This is a genomic window from Bilifractor sp. LCP21S3_F8, from assembly GCF_052117805.1.
In the GTDB taxonomy this organism is placed as follows: domain Bacteria; phylum Bacillota; class Clostridia; order Lachnospirales; family Lachnospiraceae; genus Bilifractor.
Genome location: NZ_JBQKIK010000051.1, coordinates 1 through 3,386 on the forward strand (window position 1 = coordinate 1; position 3,386 = coordinate 3,386).

5 protein-coding genes are annotated in these 3,386 nt (G+C 44.2%); all 5 read right to left on the reverse strand.

Annotated features, from left to right (window positions below; all coding sequences use genetic code 11):
- Positions 1-249 precede the first annotated feature (249 nt).
- Positions 250-951 (reverse strand): TIGR00266 family protein, encoded by a 702-nt coding sequence (locus tag ACTQ3A_RS13750; RefSeq protein WP_441495181.1) that lies wholly within the window; start codon positions 949-951, stop codon positions 250-252.
- A gap of 105 nt (positions 952-1,056) precedes the next feature.
- Entirely contained in the window at positions 1,057-1,374 is a 318-nt protein-coding gene (locus ACTQ3A_RS13755) for a hypothetical protein (RefSeq protein WP_441495182.1), read from the reverse strand.
- A 20-nt stretch (positions 1,375-1,394) separates the two neighbouring features.
- The gene (locus ACTQ3A_RS13760) at positions 1,395-2,126 is read right to left on the reverse strand and encodes a LytR/AlgR family response regulator transcription factor (protein WP_279198803.1); all 732 of its coding nucleotides are present in this window, start codon (positions 2,124-2,126) and stop codon (positions 1,395-1,397) included.
- A gap of 78 nt (positions 2,127-2,204) precedes the next feature.
- Entirely contained in the window at positions 2,205-2,498 is a 294-nt protein-coding gene (locus tag ACTQ3A_RS13765) for a hypothetical protein (protein ID WP_441495183.1), read from the reverse strand.
- A gap of 60 nt (positions 2,499-2,558) precedes the next feature.
- Entirely contained in the window at positions 2,559-2,945 is a 387-nt protein-coding gene (locus ACTQ3A_RS13770) for a hypothetical protein (RefSeq protein WP_279198801.1), read from the reverse strand.
- Between the last annotated feature and the right edge of the window lie 441 nt (positions 2,946-3,386).

Sequence of the window (3,386 nt, forward strand, 5' to 3'; positions counted from 1 at the left end):
CTTCAGATTCCGTCTCGCGGCGGACACCCTTGCCTTCGGCTATATCCTTCCCACTACCGGGTGGATTCGGGACTTGAACCCGTTGGAAACGTGCGCCGCTAGGCGCACTGCGAAAAAGGTCCCGCAGCTTCACGCTGCAGAACCTTTCTGCGATATAATATTATTATTCCCCGTTCCATCCACTGTTTCACAGCTTCTTGTTTTTCAGGCTATGCTTTTTTCACAGCCCCGTTTAACAATTTCTAACGCTCAATCTCCATCCGACTTATCCGGCAGGAACGGCTTAACAGCATCTGCAAGAGAATGAATATTTCTGGTTTGAATCAGGATTTTTCCATTCCCGGTAAACTTATTAACCAGTCCCTCGCCCGTTGTGAAACCGAAGGTTCCGGACGCTACCTCGATGCTGTAATTCAAACTTGCATCCCATGCTACAACATGCTCATTGTCAATGGTGATCGGCTTCACAGGTGTGCACTCCACCTCAATAAGATCGCCGAATGCGCTGATCAGCAGATCTCCCTGTCCTTCTGTCTCCATAACAAACAGTCCGCCGGATCCTCCGAATACCGCCTGGCTGATATTCTGCTTCTGCATCTTGTAGTTTACGGAATCATCACAGGCAAAGAATGCTCCATCATTCAAACGGTACTGTTTTGCACCAACCTCAAGCTTCGCAATCTTTCCGGGAACTGAGGGGGCAATTGCAACAACGCCTTCCGGAGCCGTACCAACAACCTGCGTAATAAACATGCTCTCATTGCTGACAAGACTTCTTCCGATTGCGCCGAGAAGACCGCCGAGACCCTTCTTGCTGCTGTTCAGCTTTCCTTCAAGCTTCACATCCTGCATATAAACCATTGCGCCATTTTCAATTTTAGCGACCTCACCATTTCCGAGGTGAATTTTCGCCAGCTGAGATCCTGCATCACCGATTAATTCCAGATTCATTTCGTTACCTCCTTGTTCTATAAAAGTTTAACTGTTATTGTTTATTGATGTTTAAAAATACCTGTTGTCTCATACATATACAGGAAGAATCCATCGCCCGGATCTTCATCCCCCAAGGTCTTTTCTCTCCTTGCACTGCTGTTCCTGCACACCTGACTCTTCACGATTTCTACGTGTGATTTCCTTGAACTCTTCCTCAAATTTCAAGTCTGCGACATGGTCCAGTTTACGAAGAAGCAGAAAAAGTAAAAAGTTAACAACTATCAGAACGATACCAAGTTCAGGACCTCCTGAAAACAATGCAATCACACCGAACAGAAAAAATATGATAACCAAGACGTAAAAAAGTATTTTCAGACCGATCATGGCGTCTTCCCAAAGGATGCAAAGTGCCTGCCAAAGCTTTTTCAGAACGTTTTTCATGATTACCTCCCGGCATTCGTTTACTTGTCCGTCCCCTGTCCTTCATCTTTCCACCCTTCAACAATGGAAAACAGATAATGTTCATATGCTCTTTTTGCGGCAAAAAATCCCTGTCGGTGAATATGAACCTGTTCTCCCCCCTGCATGACAAAGGTCAGCAGCTCGCGGTCTATACCGCAAATTTTCGAGAGGTTAACCAGAAAGCTCTTATGACAGCGAAAAAAATATTTCTCCGAAAATTTGCTCTTCTCGTCATCCAGTTTTCCGCGGAAGACCAGTTCTTCTCCGTCATCCATATGCAGACATATGTTTTTCCCTCTCTGTTCTGCAAAGAGAATACAGTCAAAAGGCACCCGTATCCTCTTGCCTCCCGATTCACCTTCGAAATGCGGCTCAGATTCTTTCTTGTGAATAACATCCCGGATCAGGTCCCGGATATCATCCTCTTTTACAGGTTTCTCCAGATAACGGGCGGCACGAAGACGATAGGATTCCAGCGCAAAATCCTGACTGGTTGTGGCAATCGCCGCCACCACACGTGTATCCTTTCTTCGGATCTGTTCCAGAGCGTCAATTCCGGTCATCTTTCCCAGATAGATGTCAAGTATCAGAAGATCGAATTTTCCAGGAAAGAAATGATCCAGCAGATCTTCAGCACTTTCAAACGCCTCTGCGGTAACTTTCTCTGCAGAATCCGTCACCATACCCAGAAGCCGGATACGCGATTCCTTATCATCTTCACATATACCCACCCGAAGCTGCTCCATGTGTCAACCGTTCCTTTCCAGGGCTGTTATTTGCGCAGCCAGGCAAGCCTGCTGCTTATTGTATTACATACTGCTTCCTATAGCGCCAAGTCCGCTTACTACAGCACCTACAACAAACGCCGCAACAATAATACCGATAATTCCCGCGATCACTGTGATAATTGAAATAATAGAGCCGATCTTGCGAATAGCCTCATCGTTGCCTTCCTTCTTAGCTTTACTTGAAAGAACTATTCCAACGATTCCGAGAATGACGGAGACAATCGCCGAGTAACCAAAGAAGCAGAAAATAAATCCTACAATACCGCATATTAAACTTGCTATGGCTTTCCCATGAGCGGGTGCATTCTGGTTCATAATTATTTCTCCTTTTATTTCAGCAAATTATGTTTTCCCATAATAGGAATTACCTGTTTATCAAAGTCCTAATGCATTCAGCTCTTCAACCGTGATGTCGATCAGTTTCTCCGCTGTCTTTGTATTCTTTCCGGCAATGCCTCGAAGTCCCAGCAGTCCGCCTGTAAGATCATTTAATGCCATATTGACTGCGGCGTTGCCTGCTCCTGCGATCTCCTGCTTGGAAAGCTGGAATTTGCTTGCTTTCTTTTTGCCGACGCCTAATACCGGAACAATCCAGATCTGATTTCTGCGATCCAGCGGCGGGAATGTTACGATGGTGCTGAATCCATGCTTTGTCAATGCCGGTGCTCCGGCGGAGAAGCTCTTGTCCTTAATCGCATCATAGAACTCCTCGATGGTGTACTCATTCTTTGTCTTCACTGTTTTGATTTTTACTCCTAGCATCTTTGTAACCTCCTCATAAGTATATAAGTATTATAAAAGCTCTTATTTGAGGGAACGCTTTGTCTGGTTTCAGGGAATTCAATATTCCTTGCTGCGTTCCTATCTCCTTGCTTCGATTCCATTATGTCAGAGTTAATCAGCTCTTTGTAGTACAGAAAATCGGATACAGCCGGTATAATTGGTTATTGATTATTATTTTGAGATATAATATAATTATTTATTTTGCAAATTTATTAATAGTCTGAACTTGTGTCCAGCTCCTGCCTTTTTTATCACCTTTTCTATCATCTTTTCTATTGTCAAGTACCAATTTTGATTTTTTTTGTCGAGAAGCTGTACTTTTTCACACGCCGCTGTTCATGCATAATGTGTTTAAAGATATTGCAGACAACACATCATCTTTCTTCCCTAAAAAGATGATAAGGCTTTTGGTGAAATGAG